The following is a 20,915-nucleotide window of genomic DNA, read 5'->3' on the forward strand; positions in this document are numbered from 1 at the left end:
GCTATCCATCACGGCACAGTTACGTTGATCATGTACGGGGCTTGCTGAGGCGTACCATACTTAAAAATCTTCGAGGCAGAGCCTGGCGTGGTGAAATCAATGATTCCGAAACTTCGGCCAGGAGTCCTAATCTGGATGTCTGGGCGCAAAATTGAACCACTTGAACTGCGCACATTCAGCAAGCTGCCACGATTAAATTCAACCATATAACCGTTGTCAATCGCTTCGGTAACGTATCGATTATTCAACAGAAGTCTCTCTGACTCTTGGTGCAGCGCATTTCGGCGCGCAAGGAACTCGAAGTTACCGCCAGTATCTCGGACGTTTTGGTATATCTGGCCCCAGCGAGTTTCGTAGCTACCCGAATCAAGAATTCTGTTTGCTTGGCTCAGTGCCCCTTGCGCCTCCTCTGCAATGCGAGTGACGGTTTGGTTGCCTCGAATACCTCTACCGACGCTACTGATTTCAGCCGTTGCACTTTTTGTAACTGTTGACCTTGTTAAACCAAACACGGCCCCACTGCCTAAGGCTATCTCAGCAACCATCAATGTGCCCAAGTTGAAGCTTTCTGTATATAAAGCGCCCCTTAAACCATGCTGTGCGACACTACCAACAGCCATACTGACGCCTGACACTTCAAGAGCGAAAGGTAGAGTTAAAGGAGCTAGTGTCGCACCTAATACATATTTCTCCTTGCCAGACGGGATGAATCCACTATATGCGGAGCTAGTGTCCATGCCTCCAAAGTGGCGCCCCATGCCGGAAGTTCCATATGAAAAATCAAAATCATTTTCAATGAAGGATAAGAAATACCCCGTCGGATCCACCCCAATAAACGGCGAATTAAACCCATACGCATAACGATTAAAGAACTGCGCATTAGCGGTGTCTTGATAAACGATATCGGCACTTAAGAAGCGCCCCAGCGCGGGGTCGTAGGCGCGGCCGTTCATGTGGATCAGGCCGCTTTCCGCTAGGTGTTCGTGGTCGGTAAAGCCGCGGCGGGTGGTGAGCAGGGCCGCTGGGGTGTTGCTCCAGTCGGCGCCGCGCACGCCGCCGAAGGGGGCGTAGCTGCGTTTTTCCAGCAGGGCGCCGTTGGCGTCGGTGACGGTCTCCAGAGAGCCCAGCTGATCTTGCAGCTGGTAGTTGAGGCGCAACTGGTTACTGCTCGGGTCGCGCTGCACTTGCAGGTAGCCGTCGATATAGCTGTTTTGCCAGCGTTTGCCGTTATCGAGAATCTCTTCGAAGCGGCCTTCGTCCAAGTACACGGTGATGCGCTGCGGGCTGACCTGCAGGAAGCGACGGCGCTCGGGGTCGTACTGAAAGTCGCTGTGCTGGCCGTTGTGGGTAATGCGCAGCGGCTTGTCGTACAGGCTGTAGCTAACTTGCCGGTTTGGCGCGGTGATTTGGTTGCCGCGGCTGTCGTAGCAGTAGTAGCCCGCCGTGCTTTTCAGTACCGCATGTGGGCCGGGAGGTGTGTTGGCCCCTTGCGCCGCACAGTGGCTTTGCCCGGCGGCATCGTACTGGCCGTAATCCAGCTGGGTGAACTGCGGGTTTTGCAGCAGGTTGCCGAGGTTGTCGTAGCGGTAGGTGTCGCTCAGGGTTTCACTGCCCAATACGCGGGTGCTGCTGGTGAGGCGCTGCAGCAGGTCGTATTGGAAGCTTTCCGTTAAGCCACGGGCATCGCTTCGGCTGAGCAGCACGCCGTTTTGGCCGTATTGATAGCTGAGGTGTTGTACCGGGCCTGCTTGGGTGCCGCTGATGATTTGTTTCAGCCAGCCGGTGTCGTCGTCGTAGGTTTTTTCGCTAACGATGCCGTTGCCGTAGGCAATACGGGTGGCTTGGCCGCGCGCGTTTTGCGCGAGGATTTGCCGCAGGGGCTTGCTGTCGGCGTGGTTGCTCTCGCCTGCGAGATAGCCGTAGCCGTTGTAGTGCTTGGTGTAACGGAAGCCACTGGCGTCTTGTACCGTGCTGGGCCGGCTAAAACCGTCGTATACCTGCCCATCGTTGTAGGTGAGCACTTGGTCATTGGCGCGGATGCTGGTTTGGCGCATCTGCAGACGGCTGAGCTGGTCATAGCTATAGACCTGCAAGAAGCTTTGGTTGTGCTTGCCCATGGCCGAGAGCAGGCCGATGCCATTGGCGGCTTGGTCGTACTGCCACGTGGAGGCGTCTTGCACGCTGCCATCGCCGGCTAGGTCTTCCCGCGTGGTGAGGCGACTGAGTGGGTCGTATTGGTTGACGATTTTGCTGCCATCGCTGGCCACGGTTTCGCGTAATTCACCAAAGGCGTTGTAGTGGTAACGCTGCAGGCCGCTGTTGGGGTCGCTGAGGGTGATGCGGTTGCCGGCTAGGTCGTAGCTCATCTGCACTTGAGTGCGTGGATCAGCGTTGATTTCGACACGGGCTAGGTTGCCGTCGGCATCGTATTGGTAGCGGGTTTGGTTGGCTTCGGCGCTGCCGGCAGCATTCACGCTGAGCACCAACTGGCCGAGGGCGTTGTTTTCGCGACGCTCTACGCGGGTTTTGCGCCCGTGTTCTTCGTAGCTGAGGCTGTATTGCCGCCAAGTGCCGCCGGTGCTGTTGGCGCCGTAGTCGAAATTTAATGTGGCGCCGCCGGGCAGCTGGCGCTGACGTGGACGGTCTTGGTTATCCCAAACAGTCACCAGCGGCGTGGGCGTTTGTACATAGGGCTCGGTGGTGCGGGTGATGCGGCCTAGGGCGTCGTAGGTTTGGTCCACTTTGACCCAATTGCCGTCGAAGCTCTGGTGGCGGGTCTGCAGGGTGCGGCCTAGCTGGTCGAGGTACTGCCACTGCTCCGGCGCGCCCTGTTGGTCGCCATTGCTGTTGGTGGTGCGTTGCTGCACGGCCAGTTTGGCTCCCGCCGCGCAAACCACCGCGCCTTGCCCACAGATTTTGTAGGCGGTGGTGTGCAGACTGCCGTCGGGGTTGAGGGTGCTGATTGCCCGGCCAAAGGCATCATAACGATTGGTGGTAGTTAGGCCGTTGGCATCGGCGCTGGTCAGCACTTGCCCGGTGGCACGATCGTAGGTTGTGCGCAGGGTATGGTTGAGCGGGTTCTTAACCGTTTGTGGCCACGGGCCTTGGTAGTCGCTCAGGGTGGTGGTGCGGGCGGGCAGGCCGGCTGCACTCTGTGTGCTGCTGGTTAGGCGGCCTTGGCCATCGTAGGTAAAGCTGGTTTGTAACGCATTGTCTGCCTCGCCTTGGTATTGGGTCTGGCTTGCTACAGCGAGGGTGCCCGGTTTGGCTTGGTAGGTATGCGTGCGAGTCCGGGCGACGCCGTTGGCGCTGCTGGTATGGGTTTCTTGGCGTAAAAAGCCAATTAGCCAATCGGCGCTGTCGTTTTGGTACTGCCGGGTTACGGTTACCGTGCGTTGCGGACTGCCCAGCCCTGCTGCTGTGGCAGCGGTTTTCTCGATAGTGCTGGTGAGCGTGCCGTAATCGGTATCGTATTCATAAGCGGTACTCTGTGCGGCAACAGCTACACCCGCTTCAAATTGCTCGTTAACGGCATTGGCCAGATAGGGGAAAAACACCTTGCCAGCCACGCGTTGCTTATCGGCCCAGGTATTGGTGACCCGCAGGTTGAGTTTGTCGGCCAGGTATTGCTCTTCTTGCTTGAGCGCGCCGATATATGGGAAATCTTGGCGCAGCTGCCGCACAACCCGGCTCTCACGGGCCTGATCCTGTACTTCGATACTGGCGAAGCCCAAGAAGCCGCGCCCTTGGCGATTGAGCTTAGCGCCTTGATAGCGATAGCTTTGGGTGCGCGTGCCGCCTACGCCGTCACTGCTGAGCAGTTGCTTAACCACCGGCTTAGGCGCGCGATAGGCGACATCAGGGTATATCGCATCATTCGCTGCCGTTGCCACGCTGGTGTCGTGGAGGGTGGTGTACGCATAAGACACCACGTTGCCAGCGCCGTTATCGACTTTGCTGAGTAGTTCAGGAAGGTCGCGCGACTGGGTGTAAAGGTGCCATTTGTCGCCGGAGTAATATGTTGTCGCAGCATTGAGTGTCGTAAAAACAGGCGTGCCAACAATAATGCTGTCTGCCCCGCTGCCGGTGAAGTTGCCGATGTAATACATCGCAGGGTCACCATGCATCCCGTCGGGGTTATAGGCACAGGTTCCTGCATATATGAGATCTAGCATGCTTCTGAATGCAGCTTTTGCGGCTGGATCGGTTATTTTAGATATAAAACTATTAAACTGGTTTATTTGCGTTTGGCAGCTGGCGCTGAGTTTAGAGAAGTCATTGACGAACATGCGGCTTGTGCTGATGCCAAGCGGGGAGGCTGTAAGCTGTTCGTTATTGAAGCTCAGTCTTAAGTAGCGACTGTCTTTGGCTGTGTAAATGATTTCTTGTCGTCCGTCACCGTTTAAGTCCGCTGCCTTGGCTGGGTAGTCGCCTTCCGATGAACGATATTTAAAAGAGGGTAATACTTCTGAAGCGTCAAAGCTGGTGGGTACTTTTTTGAACAGGTTGGCCGATAGTGTGCCACCCGTATTTAGCATGACAGAAATTTTATTACTGGCATCCGGCACAATGAAGTCCTGCAGGCCGTCGCCGTTTAAATCTGCCCCTGCGCTGCGATTAAGGGCAATGCCTAAGTTAACTAAAGCGTTAGGGCTGGTTGTGGTGTTCTCACGAATAACAGCTGCATGCAGATGGCTTGCCTTGTTGGTAGTTATTTGTGCGCCGCCTGCAGGGTCACTGCCTAGTGAACCAATCCATGGGTAGTCTTGGGTGGTAAAGCCTGATAATGCCGGCTTGTTTGTGAAATTAAACGCCCCTGCGGTGCTGGTGCTAACAAAGGCAGTCCATTGCCCATTAAACGGCAGGATCAAGTCTGTTCGGCCGTCATTGTTGATATCTGTTGACGTGCCTTTTAGAAATAAGCCGTTAGCATTGCTGATAGTATAACTGGCCATCATGCTCAAGGCGGGAGCTTGCCATTGGCCCGTAATTGGCTTTATGCCAGCTTCGCTAGCCATCAGCCATTGCATGGTCCAGTACTGTGTTGAGCCAACGTTGCTTTGGCTAATTAACTTTAGAAAGTAAACCTCGTCTTTGCCATCGCCATCGAAATCGGCCTTGTCTGCGGAAAAGGTCAACAGTGGCTCTTTGTATATTGTCTTTTGCGTATAGCTACCGTCTTTTTTGAATATGTTTACGGTATGGATGTAGTTGCCTATTTGGCCTCGAGAGCCTACCTCCATCGTGGTAGTAAACATGTCGTCGATGCCGTCGCCATTCCAGTCCAGCGAAAACATGCTGGGGTTGGCCATTTTTCGGGTCATTCCACCCAAGGTATCTGTAAATGGCTTGGCTGGCTGTAGTTGCGTGTTTGCATCTGAGTAATCAAATGTTACAGGCGCAATGCAGGACTTATCGTTGTTGATCCACGCGCATGATTGAATATGCTTTAGTATATGCTGTTGACTATTAAGGGTGGATGCGCCGTAGCCCAGTGTTACATTGGAAAGACGTTGTGAGCCAGCATTAACGTCAATGGTTTTTAATAGTTTGGTTGACTCGCTAAAGCCGCCGCCAAAGTATTTGGGCAGCTTTTCGGTGCCATCGGCATAGGTGAATTTGATTTCGATGTCGGCATAGCGGATTTCGCTGGGCACTAAGCTGCTGGCCGATTCTTCGTAACTATATTTAATGTTATTGCCAAAGCGATCACTGGCTGTATTGATGCCCCAAAGGTATTCCGCAACTTTGCCTTGGCTGCGAATACTGGCGGTTGCGCCGCCGTACTCAATGATTTGGCCGCTTTGGGTTTTAACCTCAAAGATTGGATTGTTGGCTGTGCCTTTTTGGGTGATGCGGCTAAAGCTGTCTAGCTCGGTGTAATAAACGCTTCCTGGCTGCAAATATTGGCCGCTTGCCAGTTGCAGGCGCATGCCATCGAGGCATAGACGATCCGAGCTTGCTAGGGCAATCGGAGCATAGGCTCCATCTTGAGCGATGGTTTTTGCGCAGCGGTAGATAGCTGAAATACCGCTTAGTGCCCAAGCGCGCCCGACGAGGCTCGGTTCGTTGTTGCCAATATAGTTAATGCTTAATTGCGGTGTGAGGCCGTTAATGCCCTCTGGCAAAGACATCGGGTAGCCGTATTGCGCATCACCGCTGGCAGAAACCCCGGCGGCAGGCAAAGCAAGGTTTAGCGCCGAAAAACTTTGTGGGCTGTCGTCAAGCCGACCTGGTGTAGATGGATTGCTGGGCGTCGTCGGAGTATCAGATTGTGCGACAAGCTCGCCATTGATTAGGGAAAAGCTTTTTTGCCCTTGAGTTGGATGCTTGATGCGCAGGTCGAGTTTGCCGTCGGCGTTCCAGTCACCTTGCGTGACGGTCACGCCATTGCTGGCAGCCAGCTCTATGCCTAGCCCCTGCGCGCTTTGCGTTGCAAGCAGTCCTTGGCTTTGTGGGTTGCCACTGACAATGAGTAAATCACTGCCTGCTTGCTGTGGCTGCATGATTAGGTCGGCCAAACCATCGCCATTCACATCGCCAGTCTGCAACTGATACGCCAATGGCTGCCAGTTGACCTTGTTGAGCTCGCTTAATGGTGGGTTGTAGAGATGGCTGTAGCCCGCGCCATTCTTTAGTAGCACCACTGGCGGAAAGGGTGCTTTGAGAGGAATTGCTGCGGGTAACTCAAGGCCGATCAGGGCAAAACCGTCACGTGGCTTTAAGTAGATGTCGGGCTGACCATCGCCGTTGTAGTCCCCGGTTAATGCTTGAACGCGGGCAGTATTCCATTGCGCAGCATAACTTGGCGTGGAAAGGGCAAATGTGGCGGTGGCGAGAATAGGCAGCGCCAGACGCAGAGCGTGACGGTTCATGCAGTCCCTTGCTTGAAAGTGGGTTATTTCGGGGTTTTAGCAATAAATGGAATGAAAGGCTATATGGTTATAGCAAAAAAGGCGGGGTCTAAATGTCGGCCAATCCTTGGTTTGGCTGTTGGCTCTTTTATGGCTTAACGCAGCACCTGATTGCTTTTCGTGCAAAAGCGGTTGGCTTGTTGCACGGCGCTAAATTGCCCCAGATTTTGGCTGCAAGCGGCGAAGCTGTTAAAGGGCGTGAGGCTAAAACGCTGGCCTTCCACGTGCACAAGGTAGTTGCTGTTGTAATCACGCCGATCTTCCCACGGCGCTAATAGTTGTTGGCTGGTGGCGCAGCGGTATTGGATGTGGGCGGAAAAGCCTTTGATCAGGTCGCGGCGGAAAACATGGAAGTAGTGCGGCCAGTCGCCTTGTTGGCCGGAGCGCCATGCCTCGTTACAGGCATCCAGGCTCGGCACTTGTGGCTCGTGCAAGAAGATGCTGTAGCTCATGCTGCTGCCGTCCAGCTTGAGTTGGCCGATCAAGTAAATCGGTTCGGCGCGGTCGGCGGGGATTTCTTCGATGGCTTGGGCACTCAGGCTGCTGGTTAGCATGAGTAAGGCGAGCAAGGCGTGGCGAGTGAGCATAGACGGCTTCTTCTTATTAGGGTGGGTCGTGTGGGTAAGCCTATCAGAAGGCGGTGCCGGCGCCTGTGAAAGCCTTGGCGCTTAAAAGTCGCCCCACAGTTGCTGGGCTAAGCTCAGCGCGACAATCGGTGCGGTTTCGGTGCGCAGCACACGCGGGCCGAAGCAGGCTTGGCTGAAGCCTGCGGCGCACGCCGCGGCGACTTCGGCGTCGCTGAGGCCGCCTTCGGGGCCGATCAGCAAGGCTAAGCGCTGGGGCTTGGCAAGGCTGGCAATCGGTTGCGCGTGTTCGGGGTGCAGCACCAAGCGCAGGTCTTCATCGCGCGCGGCTTGCCAGTCGCTGAGGGCTTGCGGCGGCAGTATCTGCGGCACGCTGGAGCGTCCGCATTGCTCACAGGCGCTGATCGCGACTTGTTGCCAGTGTTGCAGGCGTTTGTCTTGGCGCTCGTCGGACAAGCGCACTTCGCAGCGCTCGCTAAACAAGGGGGTGATGCGGTTGACGCCCAGCTCGGTGGCCTTCTGGATCGCCCAATCCATGCGTTCGCCGCGTGACAAGACTTGGCCCAAGTGAATATGCAGCGGCGAGTCGGCTTGACCGGCGAATTGTTCGCTGAGGTGGACGTGGACGGCTTTTTTGTTCACCTCGCTGAGCACGCCGCGAAACTCGTGCCCGCTGCCGTCAAACAGCTGCACCGCGTCACCGCTTTTAAGGCGCAAGACCTTGGCCATGTAGTGCGCCGCCGTTTCCGGCAGGGCTTGTTCGCCTAAGGTCAGTTGGGTGTCGATGTAAAAGCGGGATAAGCGCATGACTCACTACCAGTTGCAACAGCGTTAGGCGGCCATGTTACCTAGGCCGCCCGCGCTGTGCTGCTGCTTTTAGCCGGGATGGGTGAAATCGGGGTACAGCGCGGCATTCACCGCCACGCTGACTTTTTTCGAGGTGGCTTGGTCGATGCCTTCGGTGGCCACTTCGGCCAAGAAGTCGATTTGCTCCTCGCTGATCACATACGGCGGCAGGAAGTACACCACGTTGCCCAGCGGGCGCAGCAAGGCGCCGCGACTGAGAGCGTGTTGGTAGACAGCAAGGCCGCGCCGCTCTTGCCAGGGGTAGGCGGTTTTGCTGGCTTTGTCTTGCACCATCTCCATGGCGATGGCCATGCCGGTTTGCCGCACTTCGGCAATGTGCGGGTGATCTTTGAGATGCTCGGTGCTTTGGGCCATGCGCGCGGCGAGCTTTTTGTTGGCGTTGATCACATCGTCATCACGGAAGATGTCCAAGGTGGCCAGCGCCGCCGCGCAGGCCAGCGGGTTGCCGGTGTAACTGTGCGAGTGCAAGAAGGCGCGCAGGGTGTCGTATTCGTCGTAGAACGCCTGATACACGTCGTCGGTGGTGAGGCACGCGGCTAGCGGCAGATAACCGCCGGTGAGGGCTTTGGATAAGCACATAAAGTCGGGCGTGATGCCAGCTTGCTCGCAGGCAAACAGGGTGCCGGTGCGACCAAAGCCGACGGCGATTTCGTCGGCAATCAGGTGCACGTTATAGCGGTCGCAGGCTTCGCGCAGCAGCGTGAGGTAGATCGGGTGGTACATGCGCATGCCGCACGCCCCTTGAATCAAGGGTTCGACGATCACTGCCGCCACTTCGTGATGGTGCTCGGCGAGGGTTTGCTCCATGTGGGCAAACATCAGCCGCGAGTGCGCCTCCCAGCTCACCCCGTCAGGGCGCAGATAACAGTCGGGGCTAGGCACCTTGAGGGTATCCAGCAGCAGCGGCTTGTAGGTGTCGGTGAACAACGAGACATCGCCGACGGACATCGCCGCCACGGTTTCGCCGTGGTAGCTGTTGGTCAGAGTGACGAAGCGTTTTTTCTCACTGTGACCGTGGTTGCGCCAGTAGTGATAGCTCATCTTCAGCGCCACTTCGATGCACGATGAGCCATTGTCGGCGTAGAACACCCGTTCAAGTCCCGGCGGAGTGACGGCGACCAAGCGCTCGGACAGCTCGATCACCGGCTGATGGCCAAAGCCCGCCAGAATTACGTGTTCAAGTTGATCGAGCTGATCTTTGATGCGCTGATTAATCCGCGGATTGGCGTGGCCAAAGGCGTTGACCCACCACGAACTCACGGCATCCAGATAACGTTTGCCGTCGAAGTCTTCCAGCCAGACGCCTTCACCGCGCTTGATCGGGATGACGGGCAGCTTTTCGTGGTCTTTCATTTGCGTGCACGGGTGCCAGAGTACGGCAAGGTCGCGCTGCATCCAGGCGTCGTTCAGGCTCATGGCCTCACTCCTGTGAACGTGGGTAGCGCTACAGCCTATGCAATCGGCGCAGCGCTTACCAGTCGTAAGCCATTGATCAGACTGTGAAACGGCGGGCTGCCTTGGGCCTTGGCGCTGCAGTATGCTGTGGGCACAGAAAACAAGGGGATTGATCCATGCGCAACAAACGCTGGGGCTGGTTGTTGGCAGGCTTAACCGCGCTGCCGTTGATGGCGGCCGATCAGCCGTCGGCGATTGTGGTGGGCGGCGGCTTGGCCGGACTGTCCAGTGCGTTTGAGCTGGAGCGTGCCGGCTGGCAGGTGACCGTGTTGGAAGCGCGCGACGCAGTCGGCGGGCGCATCGGCCCACAGTCGGGGGAGTGGATTGGCTCCAAGGCGGCCATGCCGGTGCTGCACAACTACATCGAACTGTTTGATTTGAACACGCACGCTGCGCCGGGTGAGGTGCAGCGGCCGGCGTTTATGGTCAACGGCCAGTACCTGACCGAAAGCGAGCTGGCCAAGGCCTACCCGCGTGATGCCGCCGCCTTAGACAAGGTGCGCCAAGCGCTACAGCAGTTAAGTCAGCAAGTGGCGGACCCGAGTAACCCCGCCCCGGATCGTGAGTTGCTGCAACTGGATCAAACCACCGTGGCCCGTTGGCTGGATGGCCAAGGGTTGCCGCCGACGGCGCGCGCGTTGATCAATCAAATCATCCGTTCACGCTTTGATGAGCCGAGCCGCATTTCGTTGCTGTATTTGTTGCAGCAGTTCAGCGTGTATCAGCAGATTGGTGATAGCCAGCGCCGCGCGGAGCGCTTAAGCGGCGGGGCTAATGTGCTCGCGCAGGCGTTTGCCAAACGGGTGAAAGTTGTAAAAACCGGCCAGTGGGTGTCGCGTGTGGCACAGCAGGGTGAGCAGGTCAGCGTCACTGCGGGCAAGCAAACCTACAGCGCCGATTATGTGGTGCTCACCGTGCCGCTGCCGGCGTTGGGCAAAATCAGCTTGAGCCCTAGTCTGGACGCACTGCGCAGCACGGCGATCAAAGACATCAACTACGGCTGGCGTGACACCGTGTTGCTCAAGTTCAAAAAACCGGTATGGGGCAGCGCGCGCTTATCCGGTGAGATTTATAGCGACCAAGGCTTGGGCGTGCTGTGGCTGGAACCCGCGCTTAAGGGCGGCGCTAACGTGCTGGTGACCTTAGCGGGCGACAATGCCCGCCTGTTGCAGACCTTGGGTGATCGCCAAGTGGTCGACCAAGTGCTGTTCAAACTGGACAAGCGTTACCCTGGCGCACGCGCCGCCTTTACCGGCTACGAAGTCGTGCGGCCTGGTAAAGATCCACTAGCGGGGGGCGCGTGGCTGGCCTACGGCCCTGGTGAAATGAGCCGCTACTGGGGCTTGTGGGAAAAGCCCATGGGGCGGATTTACTTTGCCGGTGAACACACCGATAAGTTATTCCCCGGCACTTTAGAAGGCGCACTACGCAGCGGCCAGCGCGTGGCCGCCCAGCTAAAAAGCACCCAATAAGCGGGTGGAAATAACACGAGCCGGCGTCCTGCGCCGGCTTTTTGGTGCCGGTCAGCGGTAGCGTTTGACCAGAGCGTCGCGGGCGTGTGTGAAAGCGGGGCTGTTGAGGGTTTTCTCTAGGCGCTCGATCAGCTGCTCAGCCTGCGGGTGCAGGCGAGAGATGCCGATGTGAAAGGGAATCTGCGCGTCAGGAATGAAGGGCGCACGCTGAAAGGCAAGCGCCTGCGCATAGCCAAAACTCTGCGCCAAATACACCGCCTGTTCGGGCTGCATGATGGCGAAGTCACCCACACGGCGCTTGAGTAGCAGGTGCAACACCGCATCGAGCTGATGGGCGTAAATCCGTTGCACGCTGCTGGGCACGTTTTGTTCTTCAAACCCCACGCCCTGCTGCGCGACGAACGTCAGGCCGTGCAGATCCGCGAAGCTATTAGCGCTTTCGATCTGCGCGCGGTGAGGGTTGTCGCGGTGGAACACCAAGTAGCCAAAGTCCAAGTGGTACGCTGGCGTGGGGGTAAACACGGCATAGACTTGGCGGGTTTTGGACGGGTAAGTCAGTAGAGCGTCGAGTCTGCCCAACTCCACTTCGTGTTGCGCGCGCGCCCAAGGCAAGGCGCGGGCGTGCATTTGCAAGTCGCCGGTTTGATTAACCGCCAGCGTGGCTAGCTCGGGGATCAGGCCCACCACCTCACCGTTGAGCATGTCGCTGATGGGTGGCTCGCCTTCGGCAAACGCAAAGGTCAGTACTTCGGCAAAACTGGTGCTGACGAGCAGCAAGCTCAAGGCTGCGGCGGTAAACAAGCGCGGCATAGGCACATCCTAGTGAAGCGTTACCTCACTATAGATCACGGGGTGCGGTAGCTCTTCACAATGCGGGCGTGCGCTTGTTTGAAGGCGGTTGTTTGCAGGGTGCTTTCTAACAGCGCAATCAATGCCTGCGCTTTGGGATTGGCTTTACTGATGCCCAAGTGCAGTGGGATTTTTGAGTTAGGGATGAAGTCCACCGCGTGATAGCGCAAGGCACCGTGATAGCCCAGCTGCTTGGTTGAATAGATAGCTTGTTCGGGCGGGAGCAGGGTGAAGTCGCCATTACGGCGCTTAAACAGCAGGTGATAAACACTCTCTACGTGCGGCGTGAACACACGCTGGATGCCCGCAGGAATATTGTCATCGACAAAGCCGGTGCCGCTGGGGGCCACCAATGTCAGGCCGTTGAGATCAGACAGCTGGGTGGCGCGCTCCATGCGCGCACGGTGGGGGTTGTCGTGACGGTAAATCAGGTATGACGAGTTGATGTGGTACACCGCTGATGGGGTAAACACGGCGTAGTTTTGCCGCTCGCCGGAGGGATACGTCAAGAAACCATCGAGGCGACCCTGTTCCACTTCGCGCTGGGCGCGTGGCCATGCCAAGGCGGTGGCCTTAAAACTCAGGCCTGGCGTGTGCTCAATCAGCCACTGCGCCAGCTCTGGAATGATGCCCAGTGCTTGGCCGTTTTTCGCGTAGGTCAGCGGGGGCGAGTCATCGGCAAAGGCGAGGTTGATCTCTTGTGCGTGGCTGATGCCGGCGCAAACCAGCATCAGGGCGACAACACTGATGCGACACAACGGGGATAGTTTCAGTAAGCGAGCTAACGGCAAAGTAGTCTCGATTTTGGCAGTGATGGCGGTGGCTTTTCTTGGCAAAATTCCGCGCTGAATCCGCAGCGCTGAGTGGTTTGATCGTAGCAGGCGGCGTGGCTTTTTGCTGCCCGTGCGGGCGCTCTAAATCAGGCGGTGGCAGCGGTGCTGGCGGCGATATCGCGTGCGATGGTGCGATTGCGCCCTTGCTCTTTAGCCGCATACAACGCGCTATCAGCGCCGCCAAGCAAGTTGGCTGGCAGCGGTTCGCCGCGCTCTTTGCACACATAACTGGCAAGGCCGACCGAGGCACTCAGGTGCTGAAAAGGGCTCTGTGCATGTGGCCATTGCAGGGCCGCGATCTGCTCGTGCAGTTGCGTGAGCTCCCTTGGTATTGGGCCGTTGTGCACTTTCACCACGATGAACTCTTCACCGCCGAAGCGCACGAGTAAATCCAGCGGCAGTTGCTTAAGGCAGCGTGCCACGGCAATCAGCGCCTGATCGCCTTGCAAATGCCCGTAGTGGTCGTTGTAGCGCTTGAAGTAGTCAATATCCAACATGCCAACCGTCAGGGCTTGCTGGGGTTTTAAGTCGTCGATCAGCTGCGTTAGGCGGGCCTCAAAGGCATGGCGGTTTAAGGTGCCGGTGAGCTTGTCGGTTTCGGCTTTAATCCGTTCAGCTTGCTCGGCGATGTAGTGCTGGCGTTGCAAGACGTCGATTTGATATTGCACATAGGCCATTAGCACCCAGCACAACACCATGTAGAAGAAGGTCCAGCCGCTAATGGGGCTGCCCAGCTTTGCCATTAGCACTAAGCCCAGCACGAGGATGGCCCACAGCAACAGCTTTTGCCCCAAGTGCAGCACGGTGATGGAGCCAAAGATCAGCATGGCGACGATGGGGCCGCCCTCGTTGAGGTAGCCCCACCGTTCGGCGGTGGCGACAAACACACCCACCAGTAATGCCATGAGCAGGCCGCAACAGGCAAACCAAGCCCTTAACCAATGCGCGTCCGACAGCGTTCGCGTGCACAGCATGGTCAGTGTGATCAGCGCGATGCAAGCGCCGCGCAGTACGTCGGCGGCGTTGTGCCATGGCGCGCCTGCCACTTGATTGCTGACGATAAAGGCCATCAGCACGGCCAGCGCCAGCACGATATAACGCAGGCTTTGCGCGCGGTGCTCGGCAATCAGTTGGCGACGGAACTGCTGCTCATCCGTATGCGAGAGCAGAGAGTAGGCCGGTAGCCAGCAGTACAGTTTGTGCAGTAAAGAGGTGAGCTTCATGCTGATTAGCGTAGCAGCGCGGCGCGGCAATGTTAGGCAGTAAATGCGATGCAACTTTGCTGACCTGTTGACGTCAGACCAACGTTGCTGGGCGATCTAATATCGAATTAACTGATCTTTTTCGGCGTATTTTTGCGCTTTTAATCAGTTTTTCAGCGTCTAAACTGGCGGCATTAGTGAAGGAGCGTGTATGTCGCTAAAGAATCAAGATGACCGCTACGGCTGGCTGAGTATCACCCTGCACTGGCTGGTGGCACTGGTAGTGATCGGTATGTTTGCGTGGGGTCTGTGGATGATGGACCTGGGTTACTACGACCCTTGGCGTAAAGACGCGCCCGAGCTGCATAAGAGTGTCGGCATCTGTCTGTTGGTGTTGATGCTGCTGCGTTTGAGCTGGCGCTTGTTGAGCCCACAACCTAAGCCATTAGCCGGGCACAGCGCGTTGGTGCGCGTGGCCGCCAAGGCTGGGCATGGGGCTTTGTACCTTGTGCTGTTCGCGTTGATGGCCAGCGGCTATCTGATCAGTACCGCCGATGGCCGTGCGATTGAGGTGTTCGGCGTGTTCAGTGTGCCGGCGCTGATCAGCGGTTTACCCGAGCAAGAGGATATTGCCGGTTGGGTTCACGAGTTACTGGCGTGGGGCTTGATTGGCTTGGTGGTGCTGCATGCAGCGGCTGCCTTGAAACACCACTTTATTGATCGTGATGCCACCCTACGCCGCATGCTCGGCGGGCGTGGCGAATAACAACCCCGAGGAGAATACGATGCTAAAGAAAACCCTAGCCGCACTGGCGCTGAGCGCCGCCGTGATAGCCCCACAAGCAATGGCTGCCGATTACGCCATCGACAAGAAAGGCCAGCACGCCTTTATCAATTTCAAAATTAGCCACTTGGGCTACAGCTGGCTGTACGGCACGTTCAAAGACTTCGACGGCAGCTTCAGCTACGACGAAGCCGCGCCTGAGGCGAGCAAGGTCAATGTCACCATCAACACGGCGAGCATCGACTCCAACCACGCTGAGCGTGACAAGCACTTGCGCAGCGATGATTTCCTCAATGTGGATAAGCACCCGCAAGCCAGCTTTGCCTCGACCGGCGTGAAGATGACCGGCGACAAAACCGCCGACATCAGCGGCGACCTGACCTTGAATGGCGTGACCAAGCCGGTGCTGATCAAGGCTGAGTTGGTCGGTATGGGTCAAGACCCGTGGGGCGGTTTCCGCGCCGGTTTTGCCGGTAGCACCACGATCAAGCTCAAGGACTTCGATATCGCCATGGACTTAGGCCCTGCTTCGCAAGAAGTCGAGCTGACCCTGTCGGTTGAGGGTGTACGCCAGTAACGCGATTGTTCTGGCGATTAAAAAGGCGGCGAGGGTGACCTCGCCGCCTTTTTGTTGCCTGCGACATGCCTGCCGCAGGGGTTCAAGCTTGGGAATTAGAGGATGTAGCGTGACAGGTCTTCGTCCTGCGCCAGCTCGCCCAAGTGGCCGTCAACATAAGCGGCATCGATGCATAACGCTTGGCCGTTTTGCTGGCCGGCCAGATCGGCGGCGCTGAAAGAGACTTCTTCCAGCAAGCGTTCCAGCAGGGTGTGCAAACGGCGCGCGCCGATGTTTTCGGTCTTCTCGTTGACCTGAAAAGCGATCTGCGCGAGGCGCTCGATACCGTCATCGGCAAACTCAACCGCCAGCCCTTCGGTGGCCAGCAGCGCTTGGTATTGCTCGGTGAGCGAAGCATGCGGTTCGCGCAGGATGCGTTTGAAGTCATCCGGGGTCAGCGCTTTGAGCTCGACGCGGATCGGCAGGCGGCCTTGCAGCTCTGGGATCAAATCGCTGGGCTTGCTCAGATGAAAAGCCCCCGAGGCGATAAACAAGATATGGTCGGTTTTGACCATGCCCAGCTTAGTGTTCACCGTGCTGCCTTCGATCAGGGGCAGCAGGTCACGCTGCACCCCCTCGCGGGACACATCGGCGCCACCGGTGTTGCCGCGCTTGGCGACTTTGTCGATCTCGTCGATAAACACGATGCCGTTTTGCTCGACCGCTTCTAGCGCGCGGGCTTTTAGCTCGTCCTCGTTGACCAGACGCGCGGCTTCTTCGTCGCGAATCAGCTTGAGCGCTTCGCTGACTTTCAGCTTGCGGGTCTTTTTGCGCTCTTTGCCTAGGCCTGAGAACAAGTTTTGCAGCTGATTGGTCATCTCTTCCATGCCCGGTGGGGACATGATTTCGACGCCCATCGGGGCTTCGCTGACCTCGATGTCGATCTCTTTATCGTTCAGCTGGCCTTCGCGCAGCTTCTTGCGAAACAGCTGGCGCGTGCTGCTGTCTTCGCTTTTAACCGGCTCATCACCGAAGCCTGTGCGCGCCGGCGGCAGTAGCGCATCGAGAATGCGCTCCTCGGCGGCGTCGGCGGCGCGATCGCGGTTCTTGTGCACGGCCTGCTCACGCAGCATTTTTAGCGCGGCGTCGGCAAGATCGCGGATGATCGACTCAACATCGCGGCCAACATAGCCTACTTCGGTGAACTTGGTCGCTTCCACCTTCAAGAACGGCGCATTCGCCAGCTTGGCTAAGCGGCGGGCGATTTCGGTTTTACCCACGCCGGTGGGGCCGATCATCAGGATGTTCTTGGGTGTGACTTCTTGGCGTAAATCTGCCGCCAATTGCATCCGCCGCCAACGATTACGCAGGGCGATGGCCACGGCGCGCTTGGCGTCGTTTTGGCCGATGATGTGGCGGTCCAGCTCGTGGACGATTTCGCGGGGGGTCATGGACATGCTAAGGCTCCAGCCAACTCCGGTTAAACCGCGGAGTCCAGCTCTTCAATCGTCAAGTTCTGGTTGGTGAACACGCAAATGCTGCCGGCGATGTTCAGCGCGGTTTCGGCAATCTCGCGCGCGCTTAGGCTGGCATCGCCTTTTTGCAGCAGCGCCATGGCTGCCGCTTGGGCGTAGCCGCCGCCCGAGCCCATGGCGATCAAGCCGTGCTCGGGTTCTACCACATCGCCATTGCCGGTGATGATCAGGCTGGCGTCTTGGTTGGCCACCGCGAGCATGGCCTCCAGGCGGCTCAGGCTGCGGTCGGTGCGCCAGTCTTTGGCTAGCTCCACGGCAGCGCGCACCAGATGGCCTTGGTGTTTTTCCAGCTGTGCTTCAAAGCGCTCAAACAGGGTGAAGGCATCGGCGGTGGCGCCGGCAAAGCCAGCAATCACCTTGCCGTGGTACAGGCGGCGCACTTTTTTTGCGTTGCCTTTCATAACCGTGTTGCCGAGGGAAACTTGGCCGTCGCCACCCATGACGACGGTGCCGCCGCGGCGAACTGAAACGATAGTGGTCAAGGGGAGTACTCCTGCCCGTGTGCTTTTAAAGGAGGTGGGGGCAGGAGTGAGGGATTTCAACCATCGCCGACCAGCTGCGCAACAGACTGGTCGGCGCGGGGGCTACACCGCCACCGGCGCTTTGATGTGCGGGTGGGCGGTGTAGTTTTGCAGTTCGAAGTCTGCGAACTTAAAGGCAAACAAATCGCTGACTTCGGGGTTGATGTGCATCTGCGGCAGCGGGTGTGGTTGGCGGCTCAGTTGCAGGTCGGTTTGTTCGATGTGGTTGGCGTACAGGTGGCAGTCGCCGCCGGTCCAGATAAATTCGCCAGGCTTAAGGCCGCAGACTTGCGCCACCATCAAGGTCAGCAGCGCGTAGCTGGCGATGTTGAACGGCACGCCTAAGAAGATATCCGCCGAGCGTTGGTAGAGCTGGCAGCTGAGCTTGCCGTCGGCGACGTAAAACTGGAACAGTGCATGACACGGCGGCAGGGCCATCTGCTCGACTAGGGCGGGGTTCCACGCGCTCACAATCAAGCGGCGCGAGTCTGGGTTGCGCTTGATCATGTCGATCAGCTGGCTGATCTGGTCGATGGATTCGCCGTTGGGCGTTGGCCAGCTGCGCCACTGGTAGCCGTATACGGGGCCGAGGTTGCCGTTTTCATCGGCCCATTCGTCCCAAATGCTGACGCCGTTTTCTTTCAGGTAGCGAATGTTGGTGTCGCCCTGTAAGAACCACAGCAGCTCATGCACGATCGATTTTAAATGGCACTTTTTGGTGGTCACCAGCGGGAAGCCTGCACTTAAATCAAAGCGCATTTGGTGGCCAAACACGCTGTAGGTGCCGGTGCCGGTGCGGTCTTCTTTGAACGTGCCGTGTTCGCGCACGTGGCGCATCAGGTCGAGGTATTGCTTCATGCGGTGGCTCCTTGGCGACGGTAGGCCCAAGTGATCAGTGCGCCGCCGGCCAGCAGCATGGGCACGGTCAGCAGTTGGCCCATGGTCAACCAACCGAAGGCGATATAGCCAAGCTGGGCGTCAGGCTCGCGAACAAATTCAATCACAAAACGGAACACGCCGTAGCCAATCAGGAACATGCCGGATACCGCCATGGTTGGGCGTGGCTTGCGTGAGTAAGCCCACAGCAGCACAAACAGGGCGAGGCCTTCCAGCGCGGCTTGATACAGCTGTGAGGGGTGGCGGGCGACTTGCAGCGGATCCCGCGGGAACACCATGGCCCATGGCACATCGCTGGCGCGGCCCCAGAGTTCGCCGCCGATAAAGTTACCGATCCGGCCTGCGCCTAATCCAACCGGCACCAACGGGGCGATAAAGTCCATCAGCTCGAAGAAGCTTTTGCCGTTTTTGCGCCCAAACAGCCACGTGGCGAGCATCACCCCGATCAGGCCGCCGTGGAACGACATGCCGCCTTCCCAGACTTTGAACAACCACAGCGGGTTGGCTAGGAATTGGTCGAAGTTATAGAACAACACGTAGCCGCAACGGCCGCCAAGGATGATGCCCATGGCGACCCAGAAGATTAGGTCGGACAGCTTGTCGTTGGTCCACTGCGCGTCAAAACGGGCGAGACGTGTTTTGGCCAACAGCCACGCGCCGCCAATACCGAACAGGTAGGTGAGGCCGTACCAGTGCACGTCCAAGGGGCCAAGGCTAAACGCCACGGGGTCGATTTGCGGGTAGCTGAGCATGCGTGATGAACTCGTTAAATCAGGAAAGACACGCCCACCACGGTGAGCAATAAAGCAAATAAACGCTTAAGCAGGCGCGGCGACAAACGATGCGCCAAGCGCGCACCCACGCGGGCGAACGGCATGGAGGTCAGTGCAATCCCCAGCAGCGCCGGCAGGTAAACATAGCCAATGCTCCACTCGGGCAAATTGGGCGTGCCGTGGCCGACCCACATAAAGCTGATCGCACCGGCGACGGCAATCGGAAAGCCGCACGCGGCGGAGGTGGCCACCGCTTGTTGCACCGGCACGCTGCGCCACGTTAAGTACGGCACATTCAGCGAGCCGCCGCCGATACCGAAAATCGCCGAGGCCCAGCCCACCAGCGTACCGACCACCCCTAAGCCAGCTTTGCCCGGCAAGGGTTTGGCGGCCTTGGGTTTAAGCTCTAGCGCTAGCTGTAGCGCAATCACAATGGCGAACACGCCGATCAGCTTTTGTAGCCACGGGCCTTGGATGGCGTCTGCGGTCAGCGCGCCTAGGCCTGCGCCGAGCAAAATACCGACGCTCATCCAGCCGGCCACCGACCACAGCACCGCGCCTTTTTTGTGGTGCTCCAGCACAGAGTTGATCGAGGTGAAGATGATCGTCGCCAGCGAGGTGCCCACCGCCATGTGTGTGAGCACGCTGCTATCCATACCCTGCGCGACAAAGCTGTAGACCAGCACCGGTACAATCACCGTGCCACCGCCTACACCAAACAAGCCGGCCAAGGTGCCAGCGGCCGCGCCAAGGGCCAGATACAGTAAAAATTCCATGTTGTTCCCCACGCTTGCGTCGAACTGCGCAAGTTAAGGTGGCGATGGTAACACCGCCGGCGCAGCCTGTGACTTGCTCAGCAGGCCAACAGGCGGGAGACTGCCCGCAAGGAGGAGCCTATGTGCCTGATCGTATTTACTTGGCAGCCAGAGAGCGACATGCCCTTGCGCATGGCGGCCAATCGCGACGAGTTCTATGCGCGTCCCACCCAAGCGCTGCAGTGGTGGACGGACGCGCCGCAGGTGCTGGCCGGGCGTGATGTGCAAGCGGGCGGAACTTGGCTGGGCGTGACGCGCAGCGGCCGCTTTGCCGCGCTGACCAATGTGCGCGACTTGAGTCTGCCGCAGGGCGCACGCTCACGCGGCGAATTAACCGCAGACTTTTTGACCGCCAGCAGCACGCCATTGGCCTACGCCGAGCAGGTGCACGCCGCCGCAGGCGATTACAGCGGCTTTAACTTGCTGGTCGGCACGCCGGCGCAGTTGGTGTACTACAACTCGCAAGAAGGCGCGCCGCGCGTGCTCGAAGCGGGCAGTTACGGCATGTCGAACGCGGCCTTAGATACGCCGTGGCCTAAGCTACTGCGCACCCGCGAAGGCTTGTTGGGCTTGACCGCCGAGGCGCCGCTGGCGCATTACCTTGAGTTACTCGCCGACCCCACACAGCCCGCCGATCATCATCTGCCCGATACCGGCATTGGCTTGGTGTGGGAGCGCCTGCTTGGCAGCGCCTTCATTCAAAGCGAAGCCTACGGCACCCGTGCTAGCAGCGTGCTGCGTCTGGGGCGCGAGCGCGCGGAGCTGTTCGAGCGCAGCTTTGGCCCGCATGGCGTGGCGCTGGGCGATTGTCACGAGTCATTCATCGTCAGTAACGAATAACGCCGCAAGCGCTGACAG

At 58.1% G+C, this 20,915-nt stretch carries 16 protein-coding genes; 4 read left to right on the top strand and 12 right to left on the bottom strand.

Annotation, left to right across the window (positions count from 1 at the left end):
* Nucleotides 1-8 precede the first annotated feature (8 nt).
* From MKI83_RS09895 to MKI83_RS09910, 4 genes are all read right to left on the bottom strand, one after another.
* Nucleotides 9-6,875, bottom strand: a complete 6,867-nt coding sequence (locus MKI83_RS09895) for an FG-GAP-like repeat-containing protein (protein WP_241585320.1) — start codon at nucleotides 6,873-6,875, stop codon at nucleotides 9-11.
* Between the two features lie 134 nt (nucleotides 6,876-7,009).
* A complete protein-coding gene (locus MKI83_RS09900; RefSeq protein ID WP_241585321.1) occupies nucleotides 7,010-7,501 on the bottom strand; it encodes a hypothetical protein in 492 nt (163 codons plus the stop codon).
* Between the two features lie 81 nt (nucleotides 7,502-7,582).
* Nucleotides 7,583-8,305 carry a 16S rRNA (uracil(1498)-N(3))-methyltransferase gene (locus MKI83_RS09905; protein WP_241585323.1) on the bottom strand — a complete coding sequence of 241 codons (723 nt, stop codon included), beginning with the start codon at nucleotides 8,303-8,305 and terminating at the stop codon, nucleotides 7,583-7,585.
* 69 nt (nucleotides 8,306-8,374) lie between these two features.
* Nucleotides 8,375-9,781 carry an adenosylmethionine--8-amino-7-oxononanoate transaminase gene (locus tag MKI83_RS09910; protein ID WP_241585325.1) on the bottom strand — a complete coding sequence of 469 codons (1,407 nt, stop codon included), beginning with the start codon at nucleotides 9,779-9,781 and terminating at the stop codon, nucleotides 8,375-8,377.
* A gap of 155 nt (nucleotides 9,782-9,936) precedes the next feature.
* Here MKI83_RS09910 and MKI83_RS09915 point away from each other — a divergent pair, with 155 nt between their 5' ends.
* Nucleotides 9,937-11,292, top strand: a complete 1,356-nt coding sequence (locus tag MKI83_RS09915; RefSeq protein WP_241585326.1) for a flavin monoamine oxidase family protein — start codon at nucleotides 9,937-9,939, stop codon at nucleotides 11,290-11,292.
* A 51-nt stretch (nucleotides 11,293-11,343) separates the two neighbouring features.
* Here the strand turns inward: MKI83_RS09915 and MKI83_RS09920 are convergent, their stop codons facing one another.
* The 3 genes from MKI83_RS09920 to MKI83_RS09930 all read right to left on the bottom strand — a co-directional run bounded on the left by MKI83_RS09920 (nucleotide 11,344) and on the right by MKI83_RS09930 (nucleotide 14,197).
* On the bottom strand, nucleotides 11,344-12,102 hold the full coding sequence (locus tag MKI83_RS09920; RefSeq protein WP_241585327.1) for a substrate-binding periplasmic protein: 759 nt from the start codon (nucleotides 12,100-12,102) through the stop codon (nucleotides 11,344-11,346).
* Between the two features lie 35 nt (nucleotides 12,103-12,137).
* A complete protein-coding gene (locus tag MKI83_RS09925) occupies nucleotides 12,138-12,932 on the bottom strand; it encodes a substrate-binding periplasmic protein (protein ID WP_241585329.1) in 795 nt (264 codons plus the stop codon).
* 128 nt (nucleotides 12,933-13,060) lie between these two features.
* The gene (locus tag MKI83_RS09930) at nucleotides 13,061-14,197 is read right to left on the bottom strand and encodes a GGDEF domain-containing protein (protein ID WP_241585330.1); all 1,137 of its coding nucleotides are present in this window, start codon (nucleotides 14,195-14,197) and stop codon (nucleotides 13,061-13,063) included.
* Between the two features lie 190 nt (nucleotides 14,198-14,387).
* Between MKI83_RS09930 and MKI83_RS09935 the strand changes: the two genes are divergently transcribed.
* Entirely contained in the window at nucleotides 14,388-14,942 is a 555-nt protein-coding gene (locus MKI83_RS09935; protein ID WP_241585332.1) for a cytochrome b, read from the top strand.
* Between the two features lie 19 nt (nucleotides 14,943-14,961).
* Complete coding sequence (locus MKI83_RS09940) at nucleotides 14,962-15,537, top strand: YceI family protein (protein ID WP_241585334.1); 576 nt, start codon at nucleotides 14,962-14,964, stop codon at nucleotides 15,535-15,537.
* Nucleotides 15,538-15,632: 95 nt separating this feature from the next.
* Here the strand turns inward: MKI83_RS09940 and hslU are convergent, their stop codons facing one another.
* The 5 genes from hslU to MKI83_RS09965 all read right to left on the bottom strand — a co-directional run bounded on the left by hslU (nucleotide 15,633) and on the right by MKI83_RS09965 (nucleotide 20,018).
* Complete coding sequence (hslU, locus tag MKI83_RS09945; RefSeq protein WP_241585335.1) at nucleotides 15,633-16,973, bottom strand: ATP-dependent protease ATPase subunit HslU; 1,341 nt, start codon at nucleotides 16,971-16,973, stop codon at nucleotides 15,633-15,635.
* A gap of 23 nt (nucleotides 16,974-16,996) precedes the next feature.
* Nucleotides 16,997-17,533 (bottom strand): ATP-dependent protease subunit HslV, encoded by a 537-nt coding sequence (hslV, locus tag MKI83_RS09950; RefSeq protein ID WP_241585336.1) that lies wholly within the window; start codon nucleotides 17,531-17,533, stop codon nucleotides 16,997-16,999.
* A gap of 102 nt (nucleotides 17,534-17,635) precedes the next feature.
* Nucleotides 17,636-18,430, bottom strand: coding sequence for a thymidylate synthase (locus tag MKI83_RS09955; protein WP_241585337.1), 795 nt, complete (start codon nucleotides 18,428-18,430; stop codon nucleotides 17,636-17,638).
* Nucleotides 18,427-19,221, bottom strand: a complete 795-nt coding sequence (gene lgt / locus MKI83_RS09960; protein ID WP_241585338.1) for a prolipoprotein diacylglyceryl transferase — start codon at nucleotides 19,219-19,221, stop codon at nucleotides 18,427-18,429. Before lgt ends, MKI83_RS09955 begins: the two co-directional genes overlap by 4 nt.
* A gap of 14 nt (nucleotides 19,222-19,235) precedes the next feature.
* Entirely contained in the window at nucleotides 19,236-20,018 is a 783-nt protein-coding gene (locus tag MKI83_RS09965) for a sulfite exporter TauE/SafE family protein (RefSeq protein ID WP_241585339.1), read from the bottom strand.
* A 120-nt stretch (nucleotides 20,019-20,138) separates the two neighbouring features.
* Between MKI83_RS09965 and MKI83_RS09970 the strand changes: the two genes are divergently transcribed.
* Nucleotides 20,139-20,897 (top strand): NRDE family protein, encoded by a 759-nt coding sequence (locus MKI83_RS09970; RefSeq protein WP_241585340.1) that lies wholly within the window; start codon nucleotides 20,139-20,141, stop codon nucleotides 20,895-20,897.
* Nucleotides 20,898-20,915 lie beyond the last annotated feature (18 nt).

The sequence above is a fragment of the Atopomonas sediminilitoris genome (genome assembly GCF_022601735.1).
Lineage (GTDB): Bacteria > Pseudomonadota > Gammaproteobacteria > Pseudomonadales > Pseudomonadaceae > Atopomonas > Atopomonas sediminilitoris.